Source organism: Aminobacter aminovorans (genome assembly GCF_900445235.1).
Lineage (GTDB): Bacteria > Pseudomonadota > Alphaproteobacteria > Rhizobiales > Rhizobiaceae > Aminobacter > Aminobacter aminovorans.
In genome coordinates this window covers 1,414,881-1,440,466 of the sequence record NZ_UFSM01000001.1, presented here as the reverse complement: position 1 = coordinate 1,440,466, position 25,586 = coordinate 1,414,881, and the positions used below count along the sequence as shown (strand labels likewise).

24 protein-coding genes are annotated in these 25,586 nt (G+C 63.7%); 10 read left to right on the top strand and 14 right to left on the bottom strand.

The window, feature by feature from the left end:
• Window positions 1-56 precede the first annotated feature (56 nt).
• The 3 genes from DY201_RS07100 to DY201_RS07090 all read left to right on the top strand — a co-directional run bounded on the left by DY201_RS07100 (window position 57) and on the right by DY201_RS07090 (window position 2,622).
• The gene (locus DY201_RS07100) at window positions 57-1,601 is read left to right on the top strand and encodes a multicopper oxidase family protein (RefSeq protein WP_115730593.1); all 1,545 of its coding nucleotides are present in this window, start codon (window positions 57-59) and stop codon (window positions 1,599-1,601) included.
• Window positions 1,602-1,766: 165 nt separating this feature from the next.
• Entirely contained in the window at window positions 1,767-2,165 is a 399-nt protein-coding gene (gene cueR / locus DY201_RS07095; protein WP_115730592.1) for a Cu(I)-responsive transcriptional regulator, read from the top strand.
• Window positions 2,166-2,181: 16 nt separating this feature from the next.
• Window positions 2,182-2,622 carry a YqaA family protein gene (locus DY201_RS07090; protein WP_115730591.1) on the top strand — a complete coding sequence of 147 codons (441 nt, stop codon included), beginning with the start codon at window positions 2,182-2,184 and terminating at the stop codon, window positions 2,620-2,622.
• Window positions 2,623-2,927: 305 nt separating this feature from the next.
• Here the strand turns inward: DY201_RS07090 and DY201_RS07085 are convergent, their stop codons facing one another.
• From DY201_RS07085 to DY201_RS07075, 3 genes are read right to left on the bottom strand one after another with little or no spacing between them, the layout of a single operon-like run.
• Window positions 2,928-3,998, bottom strand: a complete 1,071-nt coding sequence (locus DY201_RS07085) for an ABC transporter ATP-binding protein (RefSeq protein ID WP_172582919.1) — start codon at window positions 3,996-3,998, stop codon at window positions 2,928-2,930.
• Window positions 3,998-6,253, bottom strand: coding sequence for an ABC transporter permease (locus DY201_RS07080; protein ID WP_115730589.1), 2,256 nt, complete (start codon window positions 6,251-6,253; stop codon window positions 3,998-4,000). The genes DY201_RS07085 and DY201_RS07080 overlap by 1 nt, the downstream gene beginning before the upstream one ends.
• A gap of 3 nt (window positions 6,254-6,256) precedes the next feature.
• The gene (locus DY201_RS07075) at window positions 6,257-7,279 is read right to left on the bottom strand and encodes an ABC transporter substrate-binding protein (protein ID WP_172582950.1); all 1,023 of its coding nucleotides are present in this window, start codon (window positions 7,277-7,279) and stop codon (window positions 6,257-6,259) included.
• A 212-nt stretch (window positions 7,280-7,491) separates the two neighbouring features.
• On the opposite strand from DY201_RS07075, the gene DY201_RS07070 reads away from it, so the two are divergent.
• Both DY201_RS07070 and DY201_RS07065 read left to right on the top strand, forming a co-directional pair.
• Window positions 7,492-7,983, top strand: a complete 492-nt coding sequence (locus DY201_RS07070) for an NUDIX hydrolase (protein ID WP_115730588.1) — start codon at window positions 7,492-7,494, stop codon at window positions 7,981-7,983.
• A 135-nt stretch (window positions 7,984-8,118) separates the two neighbouring features.
• The gene (locus tag DY201_RS07065) at window positions 8,119-9,192 is read left to right on the top strand and encodes a LacI family DNA-binding transcriptional regulator (protein WP_115730587.1); all 1,074 of its coding nucleotides are present in this window, start codon (window positions 8,119-8,121) and stop codon (window positions 9,190-9,192) included.
• Here the strand turns inward: DY201_RS07065 and DY201_RS07060 are convergent.
• From DY201_RS07060 to DY201_RS07020, 9 genes are all read right to left on the bottom strand, one after another.
• Window positions 9,150-10,874, bottom strand: a complete 1,725-nt coding sequence (locus tag DY201_RS07060; RefSeq protein ID WP_115730586.1) for a metallophosphoesterase family protein — start codon at window positions 10,872-10,874, stop codon at window positions 9,150-9,152. The genes DY201_RS07065 and DY201_RS07060 overlap by 43 nt on opposite strands.
• Window positions 10,875-10,903: 29 nt before the next feature.
• Complete coding sequence (locus DY201_RS07055) at window positions 10,904-11,536, bottom strand: dual specificity protein phosphatase family protein (RefSeq protein WP_115730585.1); 633 nt, start codon at window positions 11,534-11,536, stop codon at window positions 10,904-10,906.
• Window positions 11,537-11,572: 36 nt separating this feature from the next.
• Complete coding sequence (locus DY201_RS07050; RefSeq protein WP_115730584.1) at window positions 11,573-12,397, bottom strand: inositol monophosphatase family protein; 825 nt, start codon at window positions 12,395-12,397, stop codon at window positions 11,573-11,575.
• A gap of 139 nt (window positions 12,398-12,536) precedes the next feature.
• Window positions 12,537-13,391 (bottom strand): inositol monophosphatase family protein, encoded by an 855-nt coding sequence (locus DY201_RS07045; protein ID WP_115730583.1) that lies wholly within the window; start codon window positions 13,389-13,391, stop codon window positions 12,537-12,539.
• Window positions 13,388-14,194 (bottom strand): HAD family hydrolase, encoded by an 807-nt coding sequence (locus DY201_RS07040; RefSeq protein WP_115730582.1) that lies wholly within the window; start codon window positions 14,192-14,194, stop codon window positions 13,388-13,390. Before DY201_RS07040 ends, DY201_RS07045 begins: the two co-directional genes overlap by 4 nt.
• 92 nt (window positions 14,195-14,286) lie before the next feature.
• The gene (locus DY201_RS07035; RefSeq protein ID WP_115730581.1) at window positions 14,287-15,429 is read right to left on the bottom strand and encodes an ABC transporter substrate-binding protein; all 1,143 of its coding nucleotides are present in this window, start codon (window positions 15,427-15,429) and stop codon (window positions 14,287-14,289) included.
• A gap of 67 nt (window positions 15,430-15,496) precedes the next feature.
• Window positions 15,497-16,624 (bottom strand): ABC transporter substrate-binding protein, encoded by a 1,128-nt coding sequence (locus DY201_RS07030; protein WP_115730580.1) that lies wholly within the window; start codon window positions 16,622-16,624, stop codon window positions 15,497-15,499.
• A gap of 98 nt (window positions 16,625-16,722) precedes the next feature.
• Window positions 16,723-17,853 (bottom strand): ABC transporter ATP-binding protein, encoded by a 1,131-nt coding sequence (locus DY201_RS07025; RefSeq protein WP_115730579.1) that lies wholly within the window; start codon window positions 17,851-17,853, stop codon window positions 16,723-16,725.
• Window position 17,854: 1 nt separating this feature from the next.
• Window positions 17,855-19,678 (bottom strand): ABC transporter permease, encoded by a 1,824-nt coding sequence (locus tag DY201_RS07020; protein ID WP_115730578.1) that lies wholly within the window; start codon window positions 19,676-19,678, stop codon window positions 17,855-17,857.
• A gap of 596 nt (window positions 19,679-20,274) precedes the next feature.
• On the opposite strand from DY201_RS07020, the gene gmd reads away from it, so the two are divergent.
• Window positions 20,275-21,366 (top strand): GDP-mannose 4,6-dehydratase, encoded by a 1,092-nt coding sequence (gmd, locus tag DY201_RS07015; protein WP_115730577.1) that lies wholly within the window; start codon window positions 20,275-20,277, stop codon window positions 21,364-21,366.
• Window positions 21,359-22,303, top strand: coding sequence for a GDP-L-fucose synthase (gene fcl / locus DY201_RS07010; protein ID WP_115730576.1), 945 nt, complete (start codon window positions 21,359-21,361; stop codon window positions 22,301-22,303). Before gmd ends, fcl begins: the two co-directional genes overlap by 8 nt.
• Before the next feature lie 34 nt (window positions 22,304-22,337).
• Here the strand turns inward: fcl and DY201_RS07005 are convergent, their stop codons facing one another.
• The gene (locus DY201_RS07005) at window positions 22,338-22,799 is read right to left on the bottom strand and encodes a L,D-transpeptidase (protein ID WP_115730575.1); all 462 of its coding nucleotides are present in this window, start codon (window positions 22,797-22,799) and stop codon (window positions 22,338-22,340) included.
• Between the two features lie 399 nt (window positions 22,800-23,198).
• Here DY201_RS07005 and DY201_RS07000 point away from each other — a divergent pair, with 399 nt between their 5' ends.
• Both DY201_RS07000 and DY201_RS28965 read left to right on the top strand, forming a co-directional pair.
• A complete protein-coding gene (locus DY201_RS07000) occupies window positions 23,199-23,513 on the top strand; it encodes a hypothetical protein (protein ID WP_115730574.1) in 315 nt (104 codons plus the stop codon).
• 57 nt (window positions 23,514-23,570) lie between these two features.
• Entirely contained in the window at window positions 23,571-23,735 is a 165-nt protein-coding gene (locus DY201_RS28965; RefSeq protein ID WP_165915910.1) for a hypothetical protein, read from the top strand.
• Between the two features lie 22 nt (window positions 23,736-23,757).
• Here DY201_RS28965 and DY201_RS06995 read toward each other — a convergent pair whose 3' ends face one another.
• Entirely contained in the window at window positions 23,758-24,483 is a 726-nt protein-coding gene (locus DY201_RS06995) for a response regulator transcription factor (RefSeq protein WP_115730573.1), read from the bottom strand.
• A 199-nt stretch (window positions 24,484-24,682) separates the two neighbouring features.
• On the opposite strand from DY201_RS06995, the gene DY201_RS06990 reads away from it, so the two are divergent.
• The gene (locus DY201_RS06990; protein ID WP_172582918.1) at window positions 24,683-25,462 is read left to right on the top strand and encodes a response regulator; all 780 of its coding nucleotides are present in this window, start codon (window positions 24,683-24,685) and stop codon (window positions 25,460-25,462) included.
• Window positions 25,463-25,586: the final 124 nt, after the last annotated feature.

The window sequence follows — 25,586 nt, the reverse complement described above, 5'->3', positions numbered from 1 at the left end:
GCGCACGCTCCGGCCTTTGTCAGCGCCGGGAGACATCAGTTTTGGAGACCATGAAAATGAATACCCTTTCGCGCCGCGGCTTCATCGCGGCATCAGCGGCAACGCTTTCGGCTGCCGCAGTTCCGTCCCTGCTCCTGCCGGTGCGCCCTGCCCGTGCCGACGGCCACAAGGTCATCACGGCCGGCAAGCGGGTCATCGAGGTCAAGGGCAAGACCGCCAACGTCTTCGGCCTTCATCAGGCCGATGGCACGTCGGGCCTCGTCATGAATGCCGGCGAGAACTTCCGCGTCAGGCTGAAGAATCTGATCGGCGAACCGACGGCCATCCACTGGCACGGTCTCACCCCGCCATGGCAGCAGGACGGCGTCGCCGGCATTTCGCAGGAGCCGATCCCCGATGACGGCAGCCACGACTATGATTTCCCCGTCGCCCGTCCCGGCACCTTCTGGATGCATTCGCATTTCGGCCTGCAGGAGCAACTGATGCTGGCGGCGCCGCTGATCGTGCGTGACCCTGACGAAGCAGGCCAGGACGTGCAGGAGGTGGTGGTGTTGTTCCACGACTTCACCTTCCGCGATCCGCAAGAGATCCTCGCCGAGCTCAAGGCCGGCGGCCACGACATGAGCGCCATGGCGCCGGCGCCCGCTCCGGCAGCTTCGGGGCATGAGGGCCACAACATGCCAAGCATGGCGATGGGCAGCGGCCAGACGAGCCACGGCACCATGGACCATGGCGCGATGGGCGGCATGCAGATGGGCGGCGGCCAGATGGCTGGCCCGGCGGGGGCAATGTCCCACCTGCAGGACGTGCAGTACGACGCCCTGCTCGCCAATGACCGCACCCTTGACGACCCCGAGGTCTTCACTGTCGAGCCGGGCGGACGCGTTCGCCTGCGCCTGATCAACGGTGCCGCCTCGACCAACATGTGGCTCGACCTCGGCCAGCTCCAGGGCAAACTGATCGCGGTCGACGGCATGCCGGTCGAACCGGTCGAAGGCCAGCGCTTCGAGTTCGCCGTGGCCCAGCGCCTCGACATCATGCTCGAACTGCCGAAGCAGGCCGCGGCCTGGCCCATCCTTGCCGTGCAGGAAGGCGGCCGCATGCGCACCGGTGTCGTGCTTGCGGCAAAGGGCGCGGCCGTTGGCAAGCTCGCTGACATGGCCGACGAGGACTTCCCCGCCGTCGGCGTCGAGCTCGAGCAGAAGCTCAGGGCGACCAGGCCACTCGGCAACAAGACCGCCACGCGCCAGCACACCATGATGCTCGGCGAAGGCGCTGGCTATGTCTGGACGCTCGATGGCGCCATGCACGGCCAGGACAAGCCGCTGGCGGTGGCGAGCGGCGACCGCTTCGAGCTCACCTTCATGAACCACACCACCATGTCGCATCCGATGCACCTGCACGGCCACCACTTCCAGGTCGTCGCGGTCAACGGCAGGCGTATTGCCGGGGCCATGCGCGACACGGTGCTGGTGCCGGCCAATATGGGCATGGTGACCATCGCCTTCGATGCCGACAATGCCGGCAACTGGGCGCTGCACTGCCACCATCTTTACCACATGGCCGGCGGCATGATGACCTCGATGGCCTACGCCGACTGAGCCTGAAAGTGGGTCGGGGCGGCATCAGCTGCCCCGGCCCATCACGATTTCGCCAGCCCCTTGAACTTCCAGTTACTGGAAGCTTTATATGACAACAACTCGCTCTCGAGCGCCGTGCATCCGGATGGACGCACAAGGCCGCTCCAGGATGCGCAAGGAGTGACCATGAACATTGGTACCGCTTCGGAAAAGTCGGGCCTGCCGGCCAAGACCATCCGTTATTACGAAGACATCGGCCTGTTGCGCCCCGACCGCGCCGACAACGGCTATCGCGATTATTCGATGTCCGACGTGCACCGCCTGCGCTTCCTGCAGCGCTCACGCAGCCTTGGTTTCTCCGTCGAGGAATGCCGCCAGCTTCTGTCGCTCTATGGCGACAAGGAGCGCGAAAGCGCCGACGTCAAGGCGATCGCCGAGACCAAGCTCGTCGAGATCGACCGCAAGCTGGCCGAGTTGACCGAACTGCGCAACACGCTGCGCCACCTCGTCCATAACTGCCACGGTGACGCCAGGCCCGATTGCCCGATCATCGACGGCCTGTCCGGCCGCATGCAGACGCAATAACCGGCGTGAAATTCCGGTGACCAGCCTCGCCGCCTATGGCGGTCTCTTCGTCGCGGCCTTCGCCGCCGCGACGCTTTTGCCGGCGCAGTCCGAAGCCCTGCTTGCGGGGCTGACCATCAATGGCGGCTATTCGCTTGCCCTGCTCGTTGCCGTAGCTACTTTTGGCAACGTGCTTGGCTCCCTCGTGAACTGGCTGATCGGCGGCCAGGTCGAACGCTTCAAGCACCGCCGCTGGTTTCCGGTCGGCCCTCCAGCACTGCAGCGCGCCGAAAACTGGTACCGGCGCTATGGCCGCTGGTCGCTGCTGCTCTCCTGGGTGCCTGTTATCGGCGACCCGCTGACGCTGATCGCCGGCACGCTGAAGGAACCGCTGTGGAGTTTTGTGGGGTTGGTCAGCATCGCCAAGCTCATCCGCTACATCGCTGTCGCGGCGGCCGCGCAGGGGTTTGTCTCCTAGCGCGGAAGCGCAGAGGTGTTTCCGTCGCGGCGTTCAGGCTTTCTCTGGTGTTCCACAGATCGACCGCGGCCCACGAGAAAGAACTGAACCTCCCCCCATCATGTCACAACTGTCACGGCATGGATTCCCGGCCTCGTGAGCGAGTGAAATGAGCGGAGAGTGTCGGCAATCCATGCCGCGACGTGGCCGAAACCACAACGGTCCAGAACACGGTACGTACCTCCGCATCTGGCACCTGCGTGCTTCGGCAAACTCCAGGACCGCGAGCGCAGAGGAGGTAGCGGTAGCCCGGGCGGGAGCGAGAACTAAGCCCTGATCAGCACCGGACCGCGCGCGGCAAATCCCAGCCCGACATCCTGCCCCGGCACGAAGGGTGCATCGACGTCGGACGACACTGCAAAGACCTCGCCAAACTCGGTGCCGACCATGAATTCCAGGTCGGAGCCGACATAGGTCACCTTGTCGAGCCGGCCCGGTATGGTGCGTGGGCTGCCGGCCGGCTTGATCTCGATGCGGCTAGGCCTTACCGCGAGCTTGGCCGGCCCCGGCGTCATGCCGCGCGCATCGAGCTTCGTTTCGAGCCCGCCCAGAAGCACATTGGCCAGTCCGCCCTCGACCGAGGCGATCTCGCAGTCGAAGATGTTGGCCTCGCCGATGAAGTCGGCGACGAAGGCGTCGGCCGGCGCATCGTAGAGTTCGCGCGGCGTGCCATCCTGGGCAATGACCGCGTTGTTCATGACGATTATGCGGTCGGAGACGGCCAGCGCCTCTTCCTGGTCGTGGGTGACATAGACCACCGTCAGCCCGAGCTTGGTCTGGATGTCGCGGATTTCCTCGCGCACGCGGCGCCTGAGCTTGGCGTCGAGATTGGACAGCGGCTCGTCGAACAGCAGCACTTGCGGCTCGAGCACCAGCGCGCGCGCCACGGCAACGCGCTGCTGCTGGCCACCCGACAATTCGCTCGGCAGGCGGCTACCGTAGCCGCCAAGTCCGACAAGTTCGAGCCCGGCACGCGCCCGGTCGCCGATCTCCTTCTTGGCGAAACCGGAGAACTTGAGCCCGTATTGGACGTTCTCATTGACCGTCATGTGCGGAAACAGCGCATAGGACTGGAACACCATCGACACGTCGCGGTCGGTCGCCGGCAGATGCGTGACATCGGCCCCGCCGATCAGGATCCGCCCACGCGTCGCCATCTCCAGCCCAGCGATCATGCGCAGCGTCGTCGTCTTGCCGCAGCCGGAGGGTCCGAGCAGCGTCACCAGCTTGCCCGCCTCGACTGATAGCGACACGTTGTTGACCGCCGGCACCGGGCTCTTTCCGTAGACCTTGGTGACCGCGCGGAACTCCACCGAAGCGGCGTTGCTCTTGATCATCAGCTACCTCCCGAAAATGCCGGCTGGCTCACATTGGTGCGCGACTGCGACAGTTCATGCCCGCGCCGGCCGATGTTGCGCCGGCCGACCACAAGCTGCATCAGTCCGACAACCGCCAGCATGACGCCGATCAGCACCGCCGAATAGGCGATGGCGATGCCGTATTCGTTGTTTTCGACGCGGCCGACGATGTAACTGGTCGACATGTCGTAGCGGGCGCTGACCAAAAAGATGATGGCGCTGATCGCCGTCATGGCGCGGACGAAGGAATAGACCAGCGCGGCAACGATCGCCGGCCTGAGCAACGGCAGCACCACCCGGCGGAAGGTCTGCCAGGAATTGGCGCCGAGCGTCAGTGACGACTCGTCCAGGCTCTTGTCGATCTGCGACATCGACGCCACGCCTGCCCGCACGCCCACCGGCATGTTGCGGAAGATGAAGGACAAGACGAGGATGATGCCGGTGCCGGTCAGCTCGATCGGCGGCACGTTGAAGGCAATCACGTAACTCACGCCGATCACCGTGCCGGGGATGGCAAAAGACAGCATGGTGCCGAACTCGAAGGCATTCTTGCCGGCAAAGTTCTGCCGCACCAGCAGATAGGCGGTGAGCAGGCCGATGGCCGCCGTCAGCGGCGACGAGATCAACGCGATCTGCAAGGTCGTCCAGAACGAACTCCAGGCCGAGCCCTTCCAGTGGATACCGAAATCGTTCCAGCCGATGGCAAAGGCCTTCACATAATGGGCGAAAGTCAGGCTGTGATCGACGCCCCACAGCTTGACGAAACTGCCGTAGAAGATGGTCGCGTAGACGAAGATGGTGAAGGCGACCCAGAAGCCGGCCACGCCGTAGACGGCGCGCTTGAGCGCCGTCGGCAATTGCGGATGCACGCCGGCATCGCCCTTGCCCGACATTGTCGTATAGGACTTCTTGCCGAGCCAGAAACGCTGGGCGTAGAAGGCAAGGAGCGTGAAGGCGAGCAGCACCAGTGCCAGGATCGCCGCCTGCGCCTCGTCGTTCTGGGCGCCGACGATGGCGAAGAAGATCTCCGTCGACAGCACGTCGAAATTGCCGCCCAGCACCAGCGGGTTGCCGAAGTCGGCCATGCTTTCGATGAAGCCGAGCAGGAAGGCGTTGGCGAGACCGGGCCGCATCAAGGGCAGTGACACCGTCCAGAAGGTCTGCCAGCGGTTGGCGCGCAAGGTCTGCGCCGCCTCTTCCATCGACGGGCTGACACCCTCGACGACGCCGATCAGCACTAGGAAGGCGATCGGGGTGAAGGCGAGCAACTGGGCGATCAGCAGGCCGGGCAGGCCGTAGATCCAGCGCGTCGGCTGGATGCCGAACAGCTCCGAAAATGTCTGCGTCACCGCGCCCGACAGGCCAAACAGCAAGATGATGGCGAGGCCGATGACGAAGGGCGGCGTGATGATCGGCAGCACCGTCAGCGCCCTGAGCAGGGTGCCATAACGGAAGCCGGTGCGGGTGACCATCAGCGCGAAGACCAGCCCAAGGACCGTCGTCAAAATGCCGACGAGCACGGCAAGAAACAGCGAGTTCCAGGCGACGCCGCAGCGGCTGCCGCCGGCAAGGCAATCGAGGCTCCACAGCCTGGCGCTGAACAGCTTGCCGAGGAAGGTCGTCAGCGAATAGCTGCCATCTTCGGTGATCAGCGCATTGGCCAGCATCTGCAGGATCGGCATGAAGATGAACAGGCCGACCGACGCCACCACGAACGCGATGGTCGAGACAACGAAGACGTCGCCGCCGACAGCCCCGCGTGCGGCAAGACCTTGGGAAAACAGGAACAGGAAGGCGAGGCCGACCAGAAGCGCGCCATAGCCCATGCCGAACTGGCGGTCGCCGAGCTCGCCAAACAGGCCTTGCAGCCAGCCGAACTGCCAGCCGCGCAGGCCGATGGCGAAGCCCTGGAACAGCAGCCAGGCAAAGCCCGCCGCACCGATCGCAACGAGCAGCTTGCCAAACAGCGGGTCGGACTTTCTCCGCTCCCACAGCAGCAACGGCGCGGCCAACAACATGCCGAGCGGCGCGAGCCAAAGCTTTTCGCCCTTGAGATTGAGCACCAGGGCTGGTGCGAACTCGCTGTCGAGCGGATAACCCTCAAACAGCCAGGACAAGCCGAAGAAGCCGTCTTCGACGCCATACCAGGGCAGCACGGCAAAGCCGAGCAATCCGACCACCATCCACAGGACGACGGTCGGATGCAGGCGGCCGCTTAAGTCGCGGGAGCGCATGGATTATTGCGGCAGCGAGGAGACCTCCGTGTCCCATTTGCCAAGCAGCCGCTTGCGCTCCTCGCTAGAGCCGTACTTCTTGAAGTCGTAGTCGATCAGCTTGATCGTCGACAGGTCGGGCGTCAGCTCGGACACGGTCGCCGCCTTGTTCGACGGCAGCTGGAACGACTTGACGTCCTTGGCCTTGCCCTGCATCTCCGCCGACAGCGCCCAGTCGTAGAACTTCTTGGCCGCCTCGGCATTGCGGGCGCCCTTGATCAGCGACATCGAGCCGATCTCGTAACCGGTGCCTTCGCACGGCGCGACAGTGACGATCGGGAAGCCCGCCGCCGTCTGCGCCACCGCGTCGTGCATGAACACGATGCCGATGGTGGTTTCACCGAGGCCCGCAGCCTTGATCGGCGCCGAGCCCGACTTGGTGTACTGGTTGATGTTCTTGTGCAGGGCCTTCATGTATTCGAAGCCCTTGTCCTCGCCCATCAGCTGCACCATCGTTGCCAGCGTCGTGTAGGCGGTACCTGACGAGTTCGGGTTGGCGATCTGGATCTGGCCCTTATATTCGGGCTTGGCCAGATCGGCCCAGCATTTCGGCTCGGGCAGGCCGTTCTTGGCCAGCAGGTCCTTGTTGTAGCCGAAGCCGAGCGCGCCCGAATAGACGCCGATGGTCTTGTTGCCGGCGGCCTCGGCCTGCTTGATCGCCCAGTCGTGCAGCTCGCCGCGCATCGGCGAGACATATTCCTCGGTCAGGTTCTCCTCGGCTGCCTGCAGATGCGGATCGCCGGTGCCGCCCCACCAGACGTCGCCCTTGGGGTTGCTCGCTTCGGCGCGCACCTGGGCATAGGTCTCGCCCGAACTCTTGCGGGTCATGTCGACGGTGATGCCGGTCTTTTCCTCGAATCCGGTCTTGATCTGCTGGCACCACGCCTCGTCGGCGCTGCAATAGAGCGTCAGGCTTTCTGCCTGGGCTGACGCGCCGCCGGCCGTCATCCCGGCCATCGTCAATGCGGCCAGCGCGGCCGAACGCAAAAGGGCAGTTTTCATACTTCGATTCCTCCACACAATTATTCGCCGTCTAACGATCTGATGTCGTTTTAGTCTCTTGCAGAGTGAGTGCTTTTTACGCATTTTGCAATCGTGTTCATTGCACTATCTTAGCCGTCATGAACCCAAGCGGGTCGAGGTGATACAATCGAATTCGACAGCGCTTCGGCGCAGGCAGAGGAAACGACCGGGCGAAAATGCCAAAGGACAAGAAGACCATCCGCAAGGCGAGCAACGGCGAGATCATCGCCCAGGTTGCCGCCATTCCGTTCCGTCTGAATGAGCGGGGCGAACTCGAGGTCATGCTTGTCACCTCGCGCGGCACCCGTCGTTTCATCGTTCCCAAGGGCTGGCCGATGAAGGGAAAGAGCGGCCGGCAGGCAGCACTGATCGAGGCCCGTGAAGAGGCCGGCGTGCGCGGCAAGGCGCTGAAAAAGCCGGCCGGCAGCTATTGCTACTGGAAGCGGCTGTCGACAAGCTTCGTCCATGTCGTGGTCACTGCCTATCTCGTCGAGGTCAGCGAGGAACTCGATGCCTGGCAGGAAGCCGGCGCCCGCCAGCGTGCCTGGCTCTCGCCCGCCGATGCCGCCGTGCTGATCGACGAACCCGAGCTTGCCACCCTGATGCGCAGCCTGTCTTCTGCCGACCTCATGCCGGCTGTCGAGGCCATGGCTGACGCCGCATCCTAGGCCACGGCCGGACACTGCAAGATTGCAGCTGCAGGATTGCAGGCGCGACAATCCGATTGTATCAGGGACAGTACGTTGCACATTTGTGCAACGCTTGCGAAGCGGTTCACCGCGTGGCCAAACTGGAGCTGTGCAATGTCCGAAATGAAGCCGGGCAGGTCATTCGTCAGCGCACAGCAGGTCGCTGAACTGGCTGGCGTGTCGCGCTCGGCGGTGTCGCGCACCTTCACCGACGGCGCCAGCGTTTCGGAGGCGACCCGCAAGAAGGTGCTCGAAGCAGCCGAACAGCTCGGCTACCACGTCAACCATCTCGCCCGCAGCCTGATCCACGAAGACAGCGGCATCGTCTGCCTGATCGGCGCCGACATCAACACGCCCTACCATTCGCGCCTGCTCGACGCGATCACGCGGCGCCTGCAGGCGATCAACCGCGTCGCCATGGTCATCAACACGTCGGGCGACAGCGACAGCGTCGAGGCCGCACTGCGCCAGACGCTCAACTACCGCGCCAATGCCACAGTGGTCTTGTCGGGCACGCCGCCGGCGTCGCTGATCAACACCTGCATCAACAGCGGCCAGCACGTCATCCTGATCAACCGCGACGACCATCTCGACGGTCCCGAAAGCATCACCGTCGACAACACGGTCGCCGCCCGCGAAGCCTTCCACATGCTGCACCGTGCCGGCTGCCGCCGCATCGCGGTCGTTTCCTCGCAGGCCGGCACACCCAGCTTGGTGGCCCGCGAGCGCGGCTTCGAAGAGGCAGCGCGCGAGGCCGGCCTCGCCGTCTCCATCACACGCGCCGGCCCGACGGGCTATGGTGCTGGCTTCGAGGCCGGACGGCTGCTGCTCAGCGGCTCGGAACGGCCCGACGCCGCTTTCTGCGTCACCGACCTGCTGGCCTGCGGCTTCATGGATGCGGCGCGCGTCGAATTCGGCATGAACGTGCCGGCCGATCTCTGTGTCGTCGGCTTCGACGACATCGAACAGGCGAGCTGGGCATCCTATCAGCTGACGACCTTCCGCCAGCCGATCGCCCAGATCGCCGAGCACATCACGACCTTGCTCGACAGCGACAATCCGGACGTTAACAACGGCCCGGACGTTAACAACGGCCCGGACGTGATCAACGGCCATGGCGCCGTGAGTGGCGGCCGCGTCTGCTTTCACGCAGCTCCGGTCTGGCGCCGGACCGTGCGGCCCAAGTGATCGTTGCGCTCGACCTCGCCGGTGGCGAGGTCGACGGAAAAGTCGCGCGACGGCTGGCTGTCGAGCCAGTCTATCATCATGCGCAGGAACGAGCCGAAACGATCCTGCAGGCTGCCCCGCGGCCATGAGCCAGCGGCGTATCGCTGCGCTGTCAGGCGATAGGCAGCGATGCGCGCCGGATCGATGAAGTCGAGCGCGATCTCCCTGCCCTTGCGCAGCCGGTACCAGTCGACGATCACCTCGAACAGCGGCAGCGCGGCCATCGTCCCTGACGCATGTTGCGCGCGCCCGACGATGGCGCCGGCATCCTCGACAGACAGCGGCTGCGACATCGCCGCGAAGGCATCGAGGTCGCCAAGTGTCAGCTTCGGCACCAGACGAGCCAGATCCTGCGGCCACTCCTTGGGCAGGTAGCGGTGGCGCACCATTTCAGTGAGGTGCCGGCTGAGTAAGTCGGCATGGCTGTCCGCTTCGGTGACGGCAGCCGAGACGCCGTCCCTTGCCGCCTCGATGCGGTAATGCGCAAACGCCGCGTCATAATCCGGCACATCGGCGATGGTGATGGTCTCGACATCCAAGCGCTCGCCGCCAAACTCGACAATCTTGTAGGCAGGCGGAAAGCCGACAATCGACGGCACGGCGATGTTGACGAGGAAATCGTCGCCGTCGCGGAAGACGGCGGTGTCGTTGATGTGCAGGTGGCCGCTGAAATGCAGCTTGATGCCGGTCGCCGCCGCGACCCTGGAAACCTCGGGATTGGGCGTGCGGCGCAGGAAGCTGGTGTCGTTGAGCAGCCTGGCCTCGTCGGCCGAGGTGCCGTTGAGCGGATCGATGATCGGGTAGTGCGAAAAGGCGATCAGCCGCTTGCCCGACGCCCTGGCTCGGGTCGCCACGTCCCTCATCCAGTCGAGCACGAAACCCTTGTTGCGCAGCATCGAATTCCAGCCGGCATCGGTGCTGTCGTGGTAGCTTTTCTCCAACGCCGGATCGAGGTCGCCATCCTTCGGTTCGAAAACATTGGCATCGATCGACAGCAGCCAAAGGCCTTCGACGGGCTCGACCAGGAATGAGGCATCGATCATCCGCCTGATGGTCTGCCCGTCGGCGGAAACGATCTCGAAGGTCCGTGCCTCCAACCTGTCATCCGTCCCGAACGGGCACTCCCAATGCAGGTCGCCGTCGCGCCTGAAAAAGCCGTAGGCGCCCAGCGCCGGAATGGCCGCACCATAGCCGCCGCAATACATCTCGTCCGAGACGATGCGCTCGACGGATCCGCCCTGCGCCATCGCCGGATCGCTTGTCACCAGCGTGTGCGAACCGTCGGCATTGAGGAAACGCTTGCTCTGGTGCCGGCCATGGATGGCATAGAGATCGTGATTGCCCGGCGTGGCGACAAAGCGCAGGCCGAAGCGCCTGGAGTAGTCGTCGAGAAGCGCGGTCGCCGCTGCCATCGTCGATTGCTGGCCGTCGTCGGTCAGGTCGCCGGCGACGACGACAAGCGAGATGTTCCTTCGTACGATGTCGTCGAGCAGGGCACGGGTCGCGTGATAGCTCTCGTTGAAGACGCGGGTCGACGCCGCCGTATCGGCAAGTGTCCGGATCGCAGCACCTTCGCCGACGCCCACACCTTGCCGGTAGTTGATGTCGTGGAAATGCGGGTCGGCGATGACGGCAATCTTCATTTCATTCTCGCTACGGACGGGCCTCGCCGTCAGTCCTTGTAAGCCAGCGACGGCACGTGCAAGCCCTTGTCGATCATGGCGATCCACTGTGCTGCCTTGCGTGCGGCCTCGACCAGCATCGGCTTGGGCGCTTCATGCCATTCGTCGCGGTGCAACTCGCGCTGCACGCGCACATGGTCGAGGGCGGTGTCGAGCGTCGGGAATTTTTCAGGCATCTCGACATGCAGGAACAGCGCAACCAGCGACACCGAGCGGCTGCGTCCGCCACGGCAGTTGACCAGCACATTGCCCTTCTCGCGCCGCCTGTAGGTGGCCTTGTCAGGCAGCACCTGGCTGAGAGCACCGCGCAGCAGATAAAAGCCCGACAGCATCATCGTCTCGGGATTGCCGTGCCCGTCGATCAGGCCGAGCTTGTAGTAGCGCACGGCACCGACGCCGTAGATCGCATCGGCCGCCTCGCCCTCGCCGAACGGCTCGGTGGCGTAGTTGAAGTCGAGATTGACGGCGCAGTTCACCACCGTGGTGATGTTCTTTTCCCTGAGCAGATCGAGATCGCCAGCACCGTCCATGCCACCGACATAGATGTCGATGCCGTAGCCGGCGATGTCGCGCTCGATCAGGCTGAGCGCCGGGCGCTCATATCGCGGGCTGTTGAGTTGCATGTGGCGGCCTTGGTGCTTGATGGTGTCCGAAGAAATTCACTTGCCGGCTTCGAGTGCGATGCCGGTCGCTTCGCTCATGCCGAGCGCCACGCCGGGCGCTGCGGCAAGTACCGCTCCGCCCTTGGTCAGCCCGCCGAGCGCAAGGAAAGGCGCAACAACGCCGCCCGCTTCCTTGACCATCAGCAGTCCGGCCAGGCAGTCCCAGGCATGCATGTGCAACTCTGCATAGGCATCCGAGCGGCCATCGGCGACGTAAGCGAGACCCAGCGCGCCCGAAGCGCCGCGCCGCACATTGGCGCCACGCTCGAGGATATTGGACAACACTTCGAGATAGCGCTTGTTGGTCTTGCGGTTCGACCAGCCGAACTCCACGCAGGCGGCGTCGAAATCGCTTGTGCGTGCAACCGACAAGGCCTTGCCGTCGCGGTCGCCACCATATCCGCGACGAGCGAAATACAGCTCGTCCAGGACAGGGTTATAGATCGCGCCGATCTCGGTCTCGCCATTGCTGACGAAAGCAATCGAGATGCAGAAATGCGGAATGTCGCGGGCGAAGTTCGCCGTGCCATCGATCGGGTCGACAACCCAGATATCCGACTTGATCGCCCCACCGCCCTCCTCACCGAGAAAGCCGTCCTCGGGGAACTCTGCGGCGATGCGCGCCTTGAGATGTCGCTCCACCGCGGCATCCGTCTCAGTCAGGAAATCCTGCGGCCCCTTCATGCCGAAACCGGCCACCCTGTTGCTGAAGCCGTCGAGCGCCACGACACCCGCCGAACGCGCGATGTCGCGGCAGAATGCTGCGCGCCGGTCGAGGCCGGTTTCATCAGTTGCTTCGGTGGCTTTTGCGTGAACCGTCATTTCAATGCCGCCTGTGATACAAGTTGACCTCAATTTGCACAGCTGTGCAAAATCGTCAACGCATTAAGTTAAATGGTGTTTCCGTATTTCATCGAACAACTTGAAGCCGATGTCCTTATGGCCATGCACAGGCGTTCTATCATGCCGCATCACGTCCCCGGGCGGCATCGCGACCGTCGGAGATGCGCCGCGCCACCCGCATCAGCGTCGGATAGTCGCCGCCCTCTCCCAACGCCACATAGCCGGGGCACATGAAGTCGGGCACGCTGGCATCGACCTTGCCGAGGGTCAGCGGGTGATAGCTGCCGCCAGCCTGCTTCAGGATGAGGACCGCTGCGGCCACGTCCCACGGATTGCTGCCAAATCCGGCTGATGCATCGACCCAGCCGGCCGCGACGTGGCACAGGCTGAGCGCGCCGCTGCCCGGCCGCCGCAACGTCGAAAACGTCTCGACCAGTTCGGCGAAATTGGCCATCGTCTGCTCTTGCCCGTCGCGCCGGAAGTCGCGCGCCACGGGATAGCCCGTGATCAGCGTCGCATGTCGCTCGTCAGATATGGCGCTCGAGCGCAGTGGCTCGCCATTCAGCCAGGCGCCAGTCAGATCGGCTGAAAACAGCTTGTCGGCGACGGGGTCATAAACCGCGCCGGCAACGACCTGTCCTTCGATCGCCACGCCGACCGACACACACCAGAAGGCAAAGCCGCGGGCGAAGTTGGAGGTGCCGTCGATCGGATCGACATACCATCGCACCCGGCCGGCACCGCTTTCGCCGGCCTCCTCGCCTATCACCACGGAACCGGGCACCTCGGCCAGGATGAAGGCGCGGATCGCCACTTCCGCTTCCTTGTCGTATTGGGTCACCACGTCATGCAGATCGACTTTGTAGTCGACCGCCATGTTGGAGCGGAATGCCGCCAGCAGCGGGGCGCGCATCAGCTGCGCCGCCTGTTCGGCAACCGTTCTCAGGCGCCTGGATTCCTCGATACCAGTCATGCCGCGATCCCGCGTGTGGCTTCATGGAAAAGACCGAGCAGCCCGACCGGGTCGGCGACGATGGCATCGGGCTTGAGCTTCAATTCATAGGGCAGGTCGTAGGTGCCCTTGGCTTCCATCAGGATGTTGCCGCCGATGCCGGCGCGTTTGCCGCACAGCACGTCGCGGTCGAAATTGTCGCCGACATACCAGGCCTCGCCTGCTTCGACATTGAGCGCCCGCGTCGCCAGCCAGATCATCTCCGGATTGGGCTTGCGCAGCTTGACCTCGTCGCTGTGGACGATGGCGGCGAAGCGCGCGGTGAGGCCATGCGCGTCGAGGAAGTCGAGATGGACCTGGCCGCACAAGGCATTGCTGACGATGCCGACCGGCACGCCTGCCGCCTCGGCGGCATCGAACAGGTCGAGCATGCCCTTGCGCAGCACGCGTTCGCTCTTCCAGTTGCCCATCTTGCGACAGAGGTCATAGGCTTCGGTCACAACCACGTCTCGCGCCTGTCGCGGCCAGTCGCCGGCGGCAAAGTCGCCCCAGAACTCCTCATGCCTCAGTTCGCGCGGCGCCAATGGCCGCGACATCGCATCCTTCCAGTGCGAGTCGGCGATGCCGGCAGCCTTGATATCGTCGGTGATCTGTTCGACCGAAAGCTCTGGCGCCGAAACGCCGGCCCTGTCGAGCAGGCCGCGCACATACCCGGCCAGCTGCGCCTGCCAGCCCGGCAGATGCGTCGTCGACACGATGACGCCGCCGAAATCGAGCAGCAGTGCCTTCGGAGCCGCGAGTTGCCTCGCCGAGGTTGCAGTCATTCAAGATCTCCAAGTCACCAGGTGGAAAGTCACCGGTGGAAAAAAGTGGGCGGAGCCGAAGGAGAAGGGCTCCGCCCCAGTCCACCGGAAAGCTATTTCTTGTAGGCGACGCGCCAGAGGTCCTGCCAATCCTGGCGCGCATCCCAGTCTGCGAGTGCCGTCGAGGCGTCGTATTGCTGCAGCCTGTCGAGCACCTTGCCGATACCAGAGGGCTCATCTGCAGGCAGGCCGATGTCAGGATTGGTCGGCAACTTGCCGTCCTTCACCTGCGGCGCGATGCCTTCTTCGGTCAGGATGTAGTGGATGAACAGCTTGGCCGCGTTTGGGCTCTTGGTGCCGGTGGCGATCAGTCCGAGCTTGACATAGGTCCAGCCCGGCCAGGGATCGAGCCCTTCGCAGAGCCCGAGCTTGAAGCCCTTGTCGGCATTGTCGCGGAACTTGGCCGAGCTCATCAGGCCGAAGAACGGCTCCTTCTGGCCCGGTGCGCCCACCGCTTCCGAGATCGCGTCGTCGGCGTCGGCAAGCAACGGCGCATTGCCCGCAAAACCTTTGACCCAGGCTGCCGTGGCGCTGTCTTCACCGACCTCGATGTCCTTGCCGAAATGCGCCTTGTAGGCGGCCTTCATCTTGTCGTCGTCATGCGTCGCGGTCTGGTTGAACCAGTCGGGATAGGTGCCCTTCGACAGCGGATCGTAGAACGCGACCTTGCCTTTCCACTTGGGCTCGGTCAGCTCCCAGATGTTCTTGACCGGGCAGGCACTGTAGGCCTCGGTGTTGTAGGCCCAGACTGCGGCATTGGTGGTGATCGCCAGCGGGTTCTGGAACTGGACCGGAATCTTGTCGGCCATGTCAGGCGGCAGGTAGCTCTCGACGAACTTTTGCGGCAGAAGCTGCGCCAGGCCTGCTGGCGCATCTGTGATCAGCACCACGTCGCCCTTGACGTTCTTGGCCTGGCCCTCGCGCACGATCATCTCGAGCTGCGCGCTCGCCGACACCTTGATGCCGGTTGCCTTCACGCCATATTTGGCGGTGAAGTTCTCGGCCATTTCGACGATCTTGCCGGTGCTGTCGTAGATGTTGATCGGCGCTTCCTTCTTTGCCGCCTCGACCAGCGCATTGAGGTCAAACGTCTCCGCGCGCGCCGGAGCCGACGCCATCACCATGGCCGTCATGAGCCCGGCCAGCGCCGTCGTTGCCAGTGCAATTTTCCTGCTCGTTCCAAATGCCGGTTTCATCGTTTCCTCCCCAAAAATCCGGCTGAAACGCGCCCGGCGTTGTTGCCGGGCGCGGCAGTCGCAAGCGTCATTTCTTGTAGTTGATGCGCCAGAGGTCCTGCCAATCCTGGCGCGCGTCCCAGTCGCTCTGGGCCGACGCCGAGTCGTAGGGGAAGATCTGGTCCAGCACCTTGCCGATACCAGAGGGCTCATCGTCAGGCAGCTTGGCATCGCTGTTGGTCGACATCTTGCCATCGGCCGCCTGCGGGGCGATGCCCTCCTCGGTCATCAGATAGTGGATGAACAGCTTGGCCGCGTTCGGGCTGTCTGTGCCCTTGGCGATGAAGCCGAGGCTCGGATACATCCAACCGGCAAAAGGCTTGAGGTCCTTGCACAGGCCAAGTTTGGAGCCGACGTCCTGGTTGTTGCGGAATTTGGCCGAGCTGATCAGGCCGATGAACTGTTCCTTCTGGTCGGGAGCGCCGACCGCCTGCGCCGCCCCCTCATCGGCGTCGGTGAGAAGCGGGCCGTTGGCGGCGAGCGCCTTGACCCAGGCGCCGGTGGCGCCGTCCTCTCCCGCTTCGAGATCCTTGCCGTAATGTTCCTTGTAGGCGGCAGCCACCTTGTCGTCGGCGTTTGTCGCCATCTGGTTGAACCAGTCGACATAGGACGCCTTGTTGAGCGGGTCCTGCATGGCGAGCTTGCCCTTCCACTTGGCCTCCGTCAGCTCCCAGATATTCTTGACCGGGCAGCTTTCATTGAGCTGGGTGTTGTAGGCAAAGACGTTGGCCTCGTTGGAGACGGTCAGCGGGTTCTGGTACTGGGCCGGGATCTTGGCGGCGAGATCCGGCGGCAGCCAGCTCTCAACGAAGCCCTGCGGCACCAGCTGCGCCACACCCGCCGGCACGTCGCTGATCTGGATGACGTCGCCCTGCACGTTCTTGGCCTGGCCTTCGCGGATCACCATTTCCAGCTGCGCCGCGGCATTGGCCTTGGTGCCTGTCGCCTGCACGCCGTACTTCTTGGTGAAGTTCTCGGCCTGCTTCACGATCTTGCCGGTGCTCGAATAGACGTTGATCGGCGGCTCTTTCTTTGCCGCCTCGATCAGCGCGTTGAGGTCGAACTCCTCGGCCTGCGCCGCACCGGCAAACAGGCCCGAGGCAACGCCAAGTGCCGTTGCTGCCAGGAGCCGTTTTACATCGAAATGTCTGCTCATCTTTTCCTCCCTTGTCAGGCCGGCGTCATGCCGGCCGTCTCGTTCCCGATAGTCCTGCTTCTTCCCGCCGGGCGGTCCTCCACCGCCCGCCGAACCTGTCAGTGCAGCTTCGTTGGTCGCATCAGCCGGTCCGCCGCCTCCAGGCGCTGGCCCGCCTTGTCGAAGACATGCAGCGCCTTCGATTTGGCCCACCAGGTCACGGCATCACCGACCTCGATTTCCGGCGACTGGTGCGTGGTCAAGAACAGTTTTTCGCCCGATGCGGTCAGCTCGATGATCCAGCTGCCGCCGGTCGGCAGGATGCCGGTCACCTCGGCCTCATCAGACAGCGCCCCTTCGGCGACGCCGCGCTCGGCGTCGGCAATGCGGATCGCCTCCGGACGGATGCCGATCGAACCGGCGTCACGCAGCTCGGCAAAGCGTGAGCCAAGATAGGCATTGGCCAGCCGCGACAGCTCGGATTTGGCGTCGCCGAGTTCGACGATGTTGATCGGCGGGTTGCCGACGAACTGCGCCACGAAGCGGTTGGCCGGACGGTCATAGATGTCGTTGGGGGTGCCGACCTGCTGCAACTGGCCTTCGCTCATCACGGCGATGGTGGTGGCGAGCGTCATCGCCTCCCACTGGTCGTGGGTGACGAAGACGATCGTCGTCTTGAACTCTGCATGCAGGCGCTTGAGTTCTGCGCGCATTTCGAGCCGGAGTGCCGCGTCGAGGTTGGACAGCGGCTCGTCGAGCAGCAGCACCTCCGGATTGACCGCCAGCATGCGGGCCAGCGCCACGCGCTGTTGCTGGCCGCCCGAAAGCTGGGAGGGGTAGCGGTCGCGATACTTCTCGATGCCGAGCGTCTTCATCACCTGGTCGACACGCTGTTCGCGCTCGGCCTTGGGCATCTTGCGCAGCCTGAGGCCGAAATCGGTATTGCGCTCGATGGTCAGATGCGGCCACAGCGCATAGCTCTGGAACACCAGCCCCATCTCGCGCCGTTCCGGCGGCACGAACACGCCTTCGACGACGGAATCAACCACCTTCGGGCCGACGCGGATCTCGCCCGCCGTCAGGTGCTCCAGCCCGGCGATCATGCGCAATGTCGTGGTCTTGCCGCAGCCGGATGGCCCCAGCAGGCACATGAATTCGCCGTCGCCGATTTCGAGGTCGAGGTCAGCCACCGCATTGGCCGAGTTGCCGCCGTAGTTCTTCTCGACGCCGCTCAGGTTGATCTTCGGCATGTCAGTTCCCCAGTCCTTGCGCGAGATTGGTCTTGGTCAGTTTCTGGCCGAGCAGTGCACCGAAATAGGCGAGGCCGGCGATGATGAGCACGACGGCGTTGGCGGCCTGCGTGTAGTGGTAGTCGACGAGCCGCAGCGAATAGGTGGTCAGCACGTCGGTCGACGGCACGGCCAGCACCACGAACAGGCTGAGCCCCTTGATGCCCGAGATGAAGGGCAACAGGATGCCCGTCGTCAGCGATCCCTTCTGGATCGGAATCACGATCGAGATCATGCGGCGGAACCAGCCGGCACCGGCGATCTGTGCTGCCTCTTCCGGTTCCTTGCCGAGCTGCGTCATCGCGGCGATGCCGGCGCGCGAGGCATAAGGCATCTGGTCGGCGATCAGCGCCAGCATCAGGATCAGCGTCGTGCCGTAGAGCGCGGGGATCGGCCCGCGCGGCACGGCAAACAGCGACAGATAGGCTGCGGCAAAGGCGATGCCCGGCACCAGATAGGGCAGGAATGTCACCTGGCGCAGGAAGGTGCCGAGCGGCCTCACCGGGGTGCGGGCCACGACATAGCCGACCAGCAGGCCGAGAATGCCAGAGGTGATCGAGGCGACACCGACGATGCGCAGGCTGTTCCAGGCCGCGTTCCACAGGTCCGGGCTGAGCAGGATGCCGGTCTGCAGCGCCACCGTATTGAGATTGGTGCCAATCCAGTAGTCGAGCGTGAAATTGCCGAAATTGAACTGGCCCGGCACCCGCATGATCGTCGACAGGAACAGCGTTCCGATCGGCAGGCCGACGCTGAGCAGGAACATCAGCGCGGCAAATCCGGTTGCCGGCATACGCAGGATGCCGAGCGGGCTCAGCCGGTTCATCGAACCCTTGGAGCCGATAGTGACGAAGCGGCGCGCTTCGCGCATCAGCCGGGCATCGATGGTGATGGTGATGATGCCGATCAGCATGATCGCACCGGCCAGCACCGCCCCAACGCCGACCTGGCGCGACGAGATGTTCTGATAGAGCGAGGTCGCCAGCACGTCGAAATTGACCGGCAGGCCAAGCACATAGGGCACGCCGAACTCACCGAGGCACTTGGCGAAGATCAGCACCATCGCCGACATCAGCGACGGGCGCATCAGCGGCATGATGATCTTGCTGGCCACCGTCAGCCTGCTGGCACCTAGAATGCGGGCCGAGTCCTCAAGTTGCGAGTCGAAGCGGCGCAGCGCATTGCCGAACAAAAGGATGACGAAGGGCGAGTAGTGCAGCGCCAGAATGATCGTCACCGGCAGTTGGCCGTAGGACAGCCAGTCGGGCGGCGAAAAGCCGATCGATTCCAGCCAGCCGGGCTGTCCGCCGACTGTGCGGTTCTTGAACAACGTCGTCCAGGCGAGCGCAAAGGTCCAGGCCGGCAGCATGTAGGGCACGATCAAAGCCGTGGCGAACCAACGGCGGCCGAACATGTCGGTGCGGCTCAGCAGCCAGGCCAGCGTGCCTCCGACGAGCATCGACAGCGTGATCGCGCCTGCAGCCACGCTGAGCGTATTGATCAGCGGCTCCCAGAACAGATCATGCGAGATGCGCGAAAGAAAGACGCGGTCGATATAGTACCAGGTCAGTTCGCCGACATCCTGCTTGATGCGGCGTTCGTCGCCGAACTGCACCCGCATCGCATCCGACAGCATCGAGATGATCGGCACGACGATGAGATAGGTAAACAGCGCCGCGGCAAGGAAGCCGATGGTCGTCGTCGGCTCGCGCAGTGCCACCTTCAGCCGGTAGCGCAGCCGCTGCCCGCGGGTCGGCGCGGTGATCGATGCCTTGAGCGGCCGCATCGCCACCGCCTTGACTGATGTCTGGGATGAACCGGTCACGAGGCAACGCCTTGCGGGAACATTCCATCATGGCCGCAACATCCGCCACCGGGAACGATCCGGCGCGAAGGCACGGCATGGCTGGCATGCAATGGCACGGGCATGAATTCTCCTCCGTTGGGCGCCTTGAAGCGGAACTTGCGCCCTAGCGACCCCAGCCGCCCGGCACACCTCACCGCCCCGTTTCCGACGCCACCGCCCCTCCAGGCGGTGCGGCACATTCCCGTGCCTGTTGGCATATTCATTCCATTGGCGGTACGTTCATGTCAATCCAGATTCTGCAAAAACTTGCACAGGCGTGCAAATCATTCGAATTTGTCTGTAACTGCCGCATTTTATAAGCATCAGCTTCAATCAACCTCAACGACATGGCTCATGAACGTTGAAAACATGCACTGCCGTGCAATGCACAAAATGTGGCTGCGCCGAAACCTGGCAAAATCAACGGGAAGGCAGCGACAGCGCTCGATCCAAAAGGCGCCTCTTTCGCAGTGCACTCAACATCTCTAGGGTGCGCCGCACGCGGGAACCGCAAGAAATCGGGCAAGGAAACGGGAATGTCGAACGAGCAGAAATCAGCGCCGGCAAAGAACGGCAAGGTGGCGCTGATCACCGGTGTGACCGGACAGGACGGCGCCTATCTCGCCGAGATCCTGATATCGAAGGGTTACGTCGTCCATGGCATCAAGCGCCGCTCGTCGTCCTTCAACACCGGCCGCATCGAGCATCTCTACGAGGACCCGCATGTCGCCGACCCCAGGTTGATCCTGCATCACGGCGACCTCACCGACGCCACCAACCTGATCCGCATCGTGCAGGAGACCCAGCCCGACGAGATCTACAATCTCGGCGCCCAGTCACACGTCCAGGTCAGCTTCGAAACCCCTGAGTACACGGCCAATTCCGACGCGCTCGGCCCGCTCAGGCTGCTCGAGGCGATCCGCCTGCTCGGCCTCGTCGGCAAGACGCGCTTCTACCAGGCCTCGACGTCCGAACTCTATGGCAACATTCCAGCGCCGCAGCACGAGACTTCGGGCTTCGCCCCGCGCTCGCCTTATGCGGCCGCAAAACTCTACGCCTACTGGATCGTCGCCAACTACCGCGAGGCCTATGGCATCCACGCCTCCAACGGCATCCTGTTCAACCATGAAAGCCCGCTGCGCGGCGAAACCTTCGTCACCCGCAAGATCAGCCGTGCCGTGGCGGCGATCGAGGCCGGCACCCAGGATCGCCTCTATCTCGGCAATCTCGACGCCCGCCGCGACTGGGGCCATGCCCGCGACTACGCGCTCGGCATGTGGATGATGCTGCAACAGGACAAGCCCGACGACTATGTGCTCGCCACCGGCGAGGCGCACAAGATCCGCACCTTTGTCGAAAAGGCCTTCGCTGAGATCGGCACCAGCATCGAATGGCGCGGCCAAGGCGTTGGCGAAACCGGTGTCGACAGCGCCACCGGCCGCGTTCTCGTTCAGATCGATCCGCGCTATTTCCGCCCCACCGAAGTTGATTACCTGCTCGGCGACGCCTCCAAGGCGAGGGTAGCGCTCGGCTGGCACCACAACACCAGCTTCGACCAATTGGTCGCCGAGATGGTGCGCGAAGACCGGCGCGCACTGGCAGAAACCGGCGGGCGGACGAATGGCTGATCTCCTCTACCCGCTCGCCGGCAAGCGCGTCTGGGTCGCCGGCCATCGCGGCATGGTGGGTGCTGCCCTTGTGCGCCGTCTGGCGCAGGAAGACTGCGAGGTCGTCACCGCCGGCCGCGACAGCGTCGACCTGACCCGGCAGGCCGAGGTCGAGGCCTGGCTCGCCGACACCCGCCCACAGGCCGTATTGCTGGCTGCGGCCAAGGTCGGCGGCATCCTTGCCAACGCCACCTATCCCGCCGCGTTTCTCTACGAGAACCTGGCGATCGAGACCAACATCATCCATGCGTCCCACAAGGTCGGCGTCGAAAAGCTGCTGTTTCTCGGATCGAGCTGCATCTACCCGAAATTCGCGCCCCAGCCGATCACGGAAGACGCGCTACTGACGGGCGCGCTTGAGCCGACCAACGAATGGTATGCCATCGCCAAGATCGCCGGGCTCAAGCTCGCTGAAGCCTATCGCAAGCAGCATGGCGTCGACTTCATCTCGGCGATGCCGACAAACCTCTACGGCCCGGGCGACAATTTCGACCTGACGTCGAGCCATGTCCTGCCGGCACTGATCCGCAAGGCGCATGAAGCCAGGCTTTCGGGTGCCACTGAGCTGACGATCTGGGGCAGCGGCACGCCGCGGCGCGAGTTCCTGCATGTCGACGACGCCGCCGACGCGCTGGTTTTCCTGCTCAAGTCCTATTCAGGCGACCAGCACGTCAATGTCGGGTCGGGCACCGACGTGACCATCCTCGAACTGGCCGAGACGGTGGCGCGTGTCGTCGGCTTTGCCGGCCGCATCGCCCTCGACACCTCAAAGCCAGACGGCACGCCGCGCAAGCTGATGAGCGGCGACAAGCTCGCCCGCCTTGGCTGGCAGCCGCGCATCGAACTCGAAAGCGGTATCCGCGCGACCTACGACTGGTTCATCGACAACAAGCTGTAGCCAGGACGGCCAGCGCCAACCCCGGCCGGCGCGCCTATTTGACGATCTGGATGCTGGTGTTGGACGGGCCGTAGGCCTGGACGAGCTGGTACAAGTCGGCCGCATTGTCGGGGTGCAGGCGCACGCAGCCATGCGAGGCCGGCCGGCCGAGACGGTTGATCTGGTTGGTCGCATGGACCGCATAGCCGCCATTGAAGAAGATCGAATGCGGCATCGGCGCGTTGTCGTATTTCTTCGAATACCACATCTCATGCATGCGCGTCGGCTTGTAGGAGCCCCTCGGCGTGACATAGCCGCGGCCCGCCGTCGACACCTTCCACACAAAGGCCGAGCGGCCGTCGATGATGACATGCATCCGCTGCTGGCTGATCGACACCCGCGCCACGATCTTGCTGGCTGCGAAAGCGCTGCCCTGGCCGGCGGCCAGCAGCAATGCCGCGCCTGATATGGCTATTGCGGTGATGTTGATCAGTCGCTTCTTCAGTTCGGAATTCATCACGTCCCCCTTGAGCCGGTCACACCGGCGTAAAAATGCATTTCGGAATAAACGTGTTTTTGCCAGCGTCGTGTTTCAGTCAGATTTCGTTTATCTATTCTTTCTGTTTCATATTCGTTTCCAGATTGTTGGATCTTGTTTCGAATCCGATCGCCCCTTGCAGCACTCAACCACCACGGCGCCGCGCCAAATTGACCTGAAACGCCCCCTCCAGGCATCAGCCCCCTTGTGAATCCTCGACCTGACGGCGCTTATGCCGCTGAAAGCGCAGCGCAAGCACCTGCCAGTCCCGCAACGTGGCTGAAACATTCGGAAGCACTAAAAGCCATCCGGCGGCATCTTCCCGATACAGCCGGCCGGCACATTCAGCCACGACGAAACGAACGTTGCGAAGGTTGGATGAGCGCGAAACGGTTGGCTGCGAGATGGTTCCTGCGGGTGGGCGTCGCTACGGCGATTCTGTCAGGAATCGGCTTTCTGGCCAATTCGGGCAACGCCATGGCAGCTGAATTGCCGCCGGTGCAGGACATGGCGCCGACGGCCTCCGCCGCCATCTTCTTCGCAACAGCCTTGTTCGTCGCAACTCTGCACATCGGCCGGGTCCATGGGCGTGGGTGCCTGGCCTGGGTGAGCAGAACCTCGCGCGTCACTCGCAGCGAGGACAGGATACCCGCGCCGTCCACGGCAGGTCAGGCGGCGCGGGTATCTCGATAGCCGGATTTGGCAAACTTTTTTGATTGAACCCCCTGAAACGGAAACGGGGCCACAGCAATGAAGAGACAATTCGCAGCATCGGTGCTTTCGGCACTGCTCTATGCCCAGGGCCTGCTCGGCTTCGCGGGCTTGGCCAGCGTGCTCCTCAAGGACAGGGCCCATGCCGAAGAGACGGCGATTGTCGAGATGGCCGCGCCAGCGGTCGTTACCCCGGCAAGCTGACATTTTGGTCAGTGCGGCGTCATCAGCTCGGGTTTTCGGTTGGAGTGGTTGTGCCGTCCTCCTGCCCGGCCGTCCTTGTCGGGGGATCGAAACGATAGCCCGAACCCCGGATGGTCGTGATGCTTTCAGTGTCGAGCTTTCGACGCAGGCGCACGATGCGCGAGTCGATCGAGCGGTCGAAGGCATCGGCACTTTCAGCCGGAGCCGCCGCCATGATGTCGTCGCGCGTCAGCACGCGCCTTGGTTGCGACAGGAACAGCTTGAGCAGCGCGATCTGGCCAGGCGACAGCTGCTCTTCCTCGCCGGTGCTGTGCATGACAAGTGCGGAGCGCAGGTCGACCGTCGAATTCTCCAGTACCACCAATTCCTGCGTGCCGCGTCCCCGGCGCGTGAGGAGGCCGCCGATGCGCGCGGCGAGCTCCCTCACGACGAGAGGGCTCTCCACGACATCGGCGGCGCCAAGTTCGAGCGCCAGCACCTTGTCGACGAGTTCGCCGGGGCGGCAGATCAGCACGAAGTCGGGACCGCCCTCGCCGCCGAAGCGGCGCAGCAGGTCGCGTCCTTCGGCCGGCGTCACGCCGTCGCCGACCACGACGACATCGATGCCCTTTGCCGACAGCAGCGGCTCGGCTTCCCACAGCCGCTTGGCGCAGCGCACGTCATGGCCGCGCCGTTCGAGATGATCGGTCAGGTCGGAGGCGATGACCTCCGCAATGGCGATAAGCGCTACGACCGATCTTCCAGCCACGTTTCACCCCGCATCGTCAGCCTCAGTGCGACCATTGCCTGCCGGCGCGGACTGCGCGGCGCCTGCCGTGGCAAGAAGATGCCCAGGGATGCGCTCGGCCGGGGATGGGTCCCCAGTCGCCTCATCCCTAGCCCCAAATCGCCCCTAACGAGGCAGGACGCCATTGGCAACTGCCCACCTGAAATGATCGCTGGACATCATGTTTATACCCAATCTACTTTCCGCCGGTAGCGGAGGCGAGACCAAACTGCGCGCTCGGATTGTCATCGTCGAAGATGAGCCCGACCTGAGGGATGCCGTCGCCGAATATCTCGGCGCGAACGGCTTCGACGTGACTGCAGTCGAGAGTGCCGCGGCCCTTCGCAGCCTCATCGAAACCGAACAATTCCAGCTTGCCATCCTTGATATCGCCATGCCCGGCGAAGATGGGCTGTCGCTCGGTCGCTGGCTGCGGGCGAAGATGCCGATCGGCATCATCTACGCCACCGCCGCTGGCACGGCGCTCGACCGCATCGTTGGCCTTGAGATCGGCGCCGACGACTACATGGTCAAGCCTTATGAACTGCGCGAACTGCTGGCCCGCGTGCGCTCCGTCATCCGACGCGTGCCGCAGCCCGAAAGCTACCGCCAGTCGCTGCTTGCCGCCCAGCCGCCGCGACGCACCATCGCCTTTGGCCCGTTCCAGGCCGACCTCGACGGCCGTCTTGTCACCGGCAGCAGCGGCGCCATCATCGACCTTGCCAAGAGCGAATTCGACATGCTCGAGGTCTTCCTGACGCGGCCCAACCGGCTGCTCAGCCGAACCACCATCTCAGAGGCGATCGGCTTTGCCGAAGACCCCGAATCCTCACGCGCCGTCGACATTCGCATCATGCGGCTCAGGAAGAAGATCGAAGACGATCCGGCGAACCCGAAATTTCTGCGCACCGTGCGTGGTGAAGGCTATATCTTCTCCTTGCCCGGCAGCGAAGGCTACTAGCGCATCGGGCCGAAAATCGGTGTCGATTTTCGGAAAGCACGATCGCAGAATCAGAAACTGGAGCGTCCCTTGTGCGTCCGATCGGACGCACGGCGCTCCAAAGCCTCCGGCCTTCGCCAGGAAC